General features: G+C 66.3%; 7 protein-coding genes. All 7 read right to left on the bottom strand.

Annotation, left to right across the window (positions count from 1 at the left end; all coding sequences use genetic code 11):
* Positions 1-227: 227 nt before the first annotated feature.
* Complete coding sequence (locus tag MMB92_RS31100) at positions 228-1,268, bottom strand: GlxA family transcriptional regulator (protein ID WP_006488743.1); 1,041 nt, start codon at positions 1,266-1,268, stop codon at positions 228-230.
* A 22-nt stretch (positions 1,269-1,290) separates the two neighbouring features.
* On the bottom strand, positions 1,291-2,091 hold the full coding sequence (locus tag MMB92_RS31095) for an ATP-binding cassette domain-containing protein (protein ID WP_006488736.1): 801 nt from the start codon (positions 2,089-2,091) through the stop codon (positions 1,291-1,293).
* A 20-nt stretch (positions 2,092-2,111) separates the two neighbouring features.
* On the bottom strand, positions 2,112-2,825 hold the full coding sequence (locus MMB92_RS31090) for an ABC transporter permease (protein WP_006488739.1): 714 nt from the start codon (positions 2,823-2,825) through the stop codon (positions 2,112-2,114).
* Positions 2,822-3,511, bottom strand: a complete 690-nt coding sequence (gene hisQ / locus MMB92_RS31085; protein ID WP_006488734.1) for a histidine ABC transporter permease HisQ — start codon at positions 3,509-3,511, stop codon at positions 2,822-2,824. The genes MMB92_RS31090 and hisQ overlap by 4 nt, the downstream gene beginning before the upstream one ends.
* A gap of 367 nt (positions 3,512-3,878) precedes the next feature.
* Entirely contained in the window at positions 3,879-4,433 is a 555-nt protein-coding gene (locus MMB92_RS31080) for a hypothetical protein (RefSeq protein WP_058901277.1), read from the bottom strand.
* Positions 4,434-4,521: 88 nt separating this feature from the next.
* Complete coding sequence (locus MMB92_RS31075; protein ID WP_060265221.1) at positions 4,522-5,571, bottom strand: lysylphosphatidylglycerol synthase domain-containing protein; 1,050 nt, start codon at positions 5,569-5,571, stop codon at positions 4,522-4,524.
* Positions 5,568-6,452: a hopanoid biosynthesis-associated protein HpnK gene (gene hpnK / locus MMB92_RS31070; protein ID WP_048989484.1), complete on the bottom strand. Its 885-nt coding sequence runs from the start codon at positions 6,450-6,452 to the stop codon at positions 5,568-5,570. The genes MMB92_RS31075 and hpnK overlap by 4 nt, the downstream gene beginning before the upstream one ends.
* Position 6,453 lies beyond the last annotated feature (1 nt).

The raw sequence follows: 6,453 nt of genomic DNA, 5'->3' as shown, positions 1-6,453 counted from the left end.
TGGGGTAGTGCAGCTCATGACTGGAAGACCGCCATGAACCAATTCGCTATCCTTTACGCAGATCGATTCATCCGGCCTTCCGTGTAATTACTCAACCCGCCTTGAACACGGAAATCCTGACACCCCCAACCGCTGCCCCGCGCAGGGGCGACGCTAATAGACCGACACGATCGCAGGTGCTTCACGCCAACCGTGAGCACACCACCAACGAAACCCAAAACCGAACCTCAATCTTTCCCGCGCTCGACGAGCGCCCCACCCCGAGGTTCACTGCCCCCGCCCGTCTGCTTCTCAAGCCAGGCTCGCCGATCCTCCCGAGGCGTAACCCCAAACCTCTCCCGATAAGCATTAGAAAAATGCGCAGCAGAAGAAAACCCGCAAGCAAGACTAACCTGAACCACTGACTTGCTGGTCCTCTGCAACTGGGTCCGAGCCTTGAGCAACCGAAGATTGAGGTAATACTTGGAGGGCATCGCCCCGAGATACTGTCGAAAGAGCCGCTCGAGCTGCCGCCGCGACACGCCGACCAACCCGGCGATCTCATCGGTAGTAAGCGGATCCTCGACATTGGCTTCCATCAAAAGCAACGCGTCATTCAACCGAGGATGCCGCTCCCCCGGAGCAGTAACAAACGGAATCCGCTGCCGCTCCTCGCCGCTGCGCAGCGTGCCGACCCCGAGCGCATCGGCAATCCGCTCCGCGAGATCCGCCCCATGTTCCCGGCCAATCATGGCCAGCATGAAATCGACGGTCGCCTGCCCGCCGGCGCAGGTCGCCCGATCGCGATCGATCTCGAAGATCTGCTGCGTGACGATCGACCGCTCGAACTGCTCGGCGAACTGCTGATACGTCTCCCAGTTCACGCTCACGCGATACCCGGAAAGCTGCCCCGCCATCGCGAGCCACCACACGCCGTGATGAATGCCGGTCACGACCGGCGTGCGCTGCCCGACCCGCGCGAGACTCGCGAGAAACAGCCGGTAATCGGCGAACTGCTGAAACCGCTCGGACACGACGATCAACCAGTCGCACGCGATCGCGTCGTTGAACGCCGCATCGGCATGCCACTGCGCACCACCCGCGAGCGGCACCGGCCGCCCGTCCCACGAACACACCTGCCAGCGGTACAGAAGCCGCCCGTCGATCTCGTTCGCGAGATTCAGCGCATCGACGATCGGCCCCACGCCCGACATCGACACGGGCGGCAATGCAACGATCGCCACCTGCGTCGTGCGGGTGGCGCCTGCGGGACGAGACACCGGTACCACGGCTGAAACCTGCCCTGTCGCGTTACTTGAGACTGCCCGACAGGAATTGCTTGAGCCGCTCGCTCTGCGGCCGCACCAGCACTTCCTTCGGATCGCCCTCTTCCTCGGTCCGCCCCTGATGCAGGAACATCACGTGGTTCGACACGTTGCGCGCGAAACCCATCTCATGCGTGACGACGATCATCGTGCGCCCTTCCTCGGCCAGCTTCTGCATGACCTTCAGCACTTCGCCGACGAGCTCCGGATCGAGCGCGGACGTCGGTTCGTCGAACAGCATCACGTCCGGATGCATCGCGAGCGCCCGCGCGATCGCCACGCGCTGCTGCTGGCCGCCCGACAGATGCGACGGATACTGCTTCTCGACGCGCGGCGGCAGGCCGACCTTCTCCAGGTACTCGCGCGCACGCTCCTCGGCTTCCTTCTTCGAAATGCCGAGCACGTGCACGGGCGCCTCCATCACGTTCTCGAGCACGTTCATGTGCGCCCACAGGTTGAAGTGCTGGAACACCATCGCGAGCTTCGTGCGGATGCGCTGCAACTGCTTGTGATCGGCGACCTCGAGCGCACCGGCGCGGTCGGTCTTGGTACGCACGGCCTCGCCGTCGACGACGATCTGCCCCGCATTCGGCCGTTCGAGAAAATTGATGCAGCGCAGGAACGTACTCTTGCCCGAGCCGCTCGCGCCGATGATGCTGATGACGTCACCGGCCTTCGCATTCAGCGACACGCCCTTGAGCACCTCGTTGTCGCCATAGCGCTTGTGGATATCGACCGCGGCAAGCTTGACGGAAGCGGACGCGCTCGTTTGAGTGATCTCGGCCAACTGGCTCTCCTCGAAGTAATTCAATGACGGGCGGCCGCGAGATACGCGAGCCAGTGGCGCTCCGCGCGGCGAAACGCCGCGACGAGTGCGAACGATACCGCAAGATAGATCAGCGCGGCGATTCCGAACGACTGGAACGCCATGTAGGTCGCGGAATTGGCGTCGCGCGCGACCTTCAGGATGTCCGGCACGGTCGCCGTGAACGCGACGGTGGTCGCGTGCAGCATCAGGATCACCTCGTTGCTGTACAGCGGCAGCGCGCGGCGCAGCGCCGACGGCAGAATCACACGGCGGTACATCGTGAACGGCGACATTCCGTACGCGCGCGCCGCCTCGACCTCGCCGTGCGGAATCGCGCGGATCGCCCCGGCGAAGATCTCGGTGGTGTACGCGCAGGTGTTCAGCGCGAACGCAAGGATCGCGCAGTTGAAACCGCTGCGGAAAAACGCGTCGAGCAGCGAGTGCGAGCGCACGAACTCGAGGCTGTACATGCCCGTGTACATCAGCAGCAACTGCACGTAGAGCGGCGTGCCGCGGAACACGTACGTGTAGAAGCGCACGGGCATCGACACCCACTTGTTCTTCGATACGCGCGCGACCGCGAGCGGCACCGCGCACACGAAGCCGAGCGAAATCGACGCGACGAGCAGCCACAGCGTCACCGCGAGGCCGGAGAGGCGCTGGCCGTCCCAGAAAAGGAACGCCTTGCCGAATTCCTGGAGGATCTCGATCATAGTTCTGCGTGCCGCACGCCCATGGAATAACGCTTCTCGAGCTGGATCAGCACGAGGTTGGAGACGGTCGTGATCGCAAGATAGATCAGCGCCGCGACGAGGATGAAGAAGAACATGTTGAACGTGCTCTTGCCGGCGTCCTGCGCGGCCTTCACGACGTCCGCGAGGCCGATGATCGACACCAGCGCGGTCGCCTTCACGAGCACCTGCCAGTTGTTGCCGATGCCCGGCAGCGCGAAGCGCATCATCTGCGGAAACATGATCCGCGCGAACACGCGCGCGCCGCTCATCCCGTAAGCCGCGCCGGCTTCGAGCTGGCCGCGCGGCACCGACAGGAACGCGCCGCGAAACGTCTCGGTGAAGTACGCGCCGTAGATGAAGCCGAGCGTCAGCACGCCCGCCACGAACGGATCGATGTCGATCTGGTTCCAGCCGACGAGGTCGGTGAACTGGTTCAGCCAGATCTGGATGCTGTAGAACAGCAGCAGCATCAGCACAAGATCGGGCACCGAGCGGATCAGCGTCGTATAACCGGTCGCGATCGCTCGCAGCACCCGGTTGTGCGACAGCTTCGCCACCGCGCCGATCAGCCCCAGCGCCACCGCAGTGGCGAGCGACAGCACCGACAGCTCGATGGTCTGCACGGTGCCGGCCCAGAGGACCGGACCAAAGCCGTAAAGGAACACGCGCGTCTCCAGAGTTGGAATGAATGCCGACGCGACTGCCTGTCCCGCGCCGGGTTGACGCGGATAGTCGCAAGCGAAATTGATTGCCTCAAATCACCGTATGGGCGATTGCTGCGTCGCAACAATTCATCCCACCATTTGCGCATACGACCTACGCCGCTGTTTCAAAAGGAAAAAACCCGCTCCCTGACAGTCTCATGACACGCCGGGAAGCGGGTTTTTTGCAATTTTCCGGTCGCTTTTTCGATATAGCGCCGGACGGGCCATCGGGCCGAACATGCACGTCCTGGCCCGCCACAGCCTCGGCTGGCAGACGCGCATGAACGACGCGCTGCGCGACCGGCTGAAGAAGCGCCGCGCGTGAACGTCAGCGCCCTTTCAGGATGTCGGAGCGCGACGTCGTATAAACGAGCCCGTCCGGGCCGAAATGGACGTTGAAGAACGCGTCGGTGTTGACGCCGTCCTCGAGCCAGCGCCAGCTCCAGACCGTCTCGGGCTTCAGCGGATACTGCGCGATGTCGCCGGGCTTGCCGAGCAGCCGCCGCACCTCGTCCTCGTCCATCCCCGGGCGCACTTTCGCGAAGTTCTCGGCGGTCAGCACCTGCGTCGCGCCCGTGTAGCGCCCGTTCGCATCGAGATCGACGAACCAGGTCTGGTTGCCCATCGGGCCGCGCGGATATTCGAGACGCTTCGAGCCGTCGGTGAACGTACGCTCGGTCTCGGGCTTGCCCATCGTGCCGCGCACGTCGGCCTCGGTCGATTCGCCGATCTTCAGCCCCTTCAGCAGCAGCGGCGCAGGCTTGATCGCGTTGAAGAAGTCCCTGATACGTTGCACGTCGAGATGGCCTTGGTCGTCACAACCGGTTAGCGCCAGCGCGGCGGCCAGCATCGTCACGGAAAGCAGCCGGAAACGGAAAATCATCGGAAGGGTTGCGCGTCGAGAAAACACGCGGCAAGGATACCCGCGCGACGCCAAAAGCGCGAGACGGGCCGTGTGGCCCGTCCCGGATTCAATGCGTCGTTTCGGTTTCGGTCCGGGTTTCGGTCGCCCGGTTCGCCGGCGGCGCCGTGCGCGGCCCGGCCGGCGATCCGCCCAGCCGGCGGCGCGTGCGCACCAGCTCGGCAAGCTGCCACGAGCCCAGCGCGAGGCAGCCGAACAGCACTTCGCGGCCGCGCTTGACGACCGCGAGCGACAGCGCCGTCTCGCGATCGACGCCGAACATCTGCGCGAGCAGCACGACGGTCGCTTCCTGCACGCCCAGTCCGCCCGGCACCATGAACGCCGCGTGCCGCACCGCCTGCGTCATCGCCTCGATCGCGATCGCGCCGCCGATCGACACCGGATGGCCGAGCAGCGCGAGCGCCCAGTAAATCTCGAGCGCGCCGAGCACGTAGCCGGCCAGTTGCCAGAAGAAGGCGCTGAACAGCAGGCCCGTGCGCGACATCAGCGAATCGATGTCGGCGTCGAGCCGGCGGCCGTCGACACCCTGCAGCAGCCGGTGCGAATCGCCGAGCAGGCGGCCCGCGAAACGCTCGATCGCGTGGAAGATGCCGCCGCGCCGCATCAGCACGACGCCCAGCACCGGCAACGGCAGCGTCAGCAGCAGCGCGAGGCCGATCGTGCCGCCGCCCATGTTGTCGGTCGTCGCGAGCAGCAGCACGAGGCCGAGCGCCGCGAACGCATACTGCACCACGATCGTCACCAGCACCTCGACGATCACCGACGCGGTCACGCGGCTCGCGTCGGGCACCTGCCAGCGCGCGAGCCGGATGCCGACGATCTCGCCGCCGATCCCGACCACGGGCAGCAGCCGGTTCACGGCCTCGCGCACGGTCGCGATCCACCACAGGAACGGCAGCGAACTGCGCCGGTCGAGCAGCAGGTGCCATGCGTATGCATCGAGCAGCAGCGGCAGCGCGTGGAACGGCACGAGCCACAACAGCGCGTAGCCGGCGCGCGCGAGCATCTGCGACACGTCGCCGACGCCTTCGTGCAGCCCCAGCGCGAGCAGGATGCCGATGCCGATCGGCCAGCCGAGCCACTTGATCCACTTGCTCATGACGGCTGCGCTCCCGGTGCGCGCGACGCCTGCGCGCCGCGTCGCGCCGCCGGCCCGCCGAACACGTCGGCAAACCCGCCGGTCGCGACGCCCGCCGCCTTCAGCGCGGCCGCGACGCGCGGCGACAGCAGCGCCTCGAGCTCGTCGACCGGACGGTAATCGGCCATCGTCGGCGTGATCGGGCCGTCGCCGGCCTCGGCCGGATGACAGTAGATCTCGCCGACGCCCGCCGGCAGCTTCGCGAGCGCGTCGAGCAGCACGGCCTCGTCCATCGCGCCCGTATGCTCGATCCCGACCACGTAGTCGTTGTGCGCAAGCCCCGCGCGGTCGAGCCGCGCGCGCACCAGCGCGATCCACGGCTTGAGCAGCGCGGGCGCGCTCGTTTCGTACGGCAGCCGCACCGCGCGCAGCCCGTAGTCGCGGCCGATCTCGATGATCATCGACAGCACGGTCGGATGCAGGTGGAAATGCTTGTGCGCGTTCACGTGGTCGAGCGGCAGGCCGCTCGCCGCGAACGCGTCGAACTGCGCACGGATCTCGCGGCGCAGTTGCGCGCGCACGTGCGGCAGGAAGAAGAAGCGACAGCCGTCCTTCGCCATCGCGTCGCCGAATCGCCCGTCGGGGCCGACGAGCGCGGGAATCTCATGCGCGGGCAGCGTGGCCGGCCCGTCCGCGAGCACCAGATGCAGGCCGACCGCGAGCGACGGCAGCCGCCGCGCGCGTTCGATCGCATCCTGCGCGGCGCTCGCGCCGACCATCAGGCTGGCGGCGTTCAGCACGCCGTCGCGGTGCGCACGCTCGACCGCCGCGTTGACGCGCGGGTGCAGCCCGAAGTCGTCCGCGGTGAAGATCAGCGCCCGCGCCGCCCGCTGCGTCGCCACC

The organism is Burkholderia sp. IO2, assembly GCF_029522185.1.
In the GTDB taxonomy this organism is placed as follows: Bacteria; Pseudomonadota; Gammaproteobacteria; order Burkholderiales; family Burkholderiaceae; genus Burkholderia; species Burkholderia cenocepacia.
The sequence above is the reverse complement of the archived record's forward strand: the minus strand, read 5'-3'. Positions and strand labels throughout refer to the sequence as shown.

Bases quoted from the DNA above. Each gene is read 5' to 3' on its own strand.
- MMB92_RS31075 (WP_060265221.1), bottom strand. From the start codon at position 5,571: ATGAGCAAGTGGATCAAGTGGCTCGGCTGGCCGATCGGCATCGGCATC.
- MMB92_RS31080 (WP_058901277.1), bottom strand. From the start codon at position 4,433: ATGATTTTCCGTTTCCGGCTGCTTTCCGTGACGATGCTGGCCGCCGCG.
- MMB92_RS31090 (WP_006488739.1), bottom strand. From the start codon at position 2,825: ATGATCGAGATCCTCCAGGAATTCGGCAAGGCGTTCCTTTTCTGGGAC.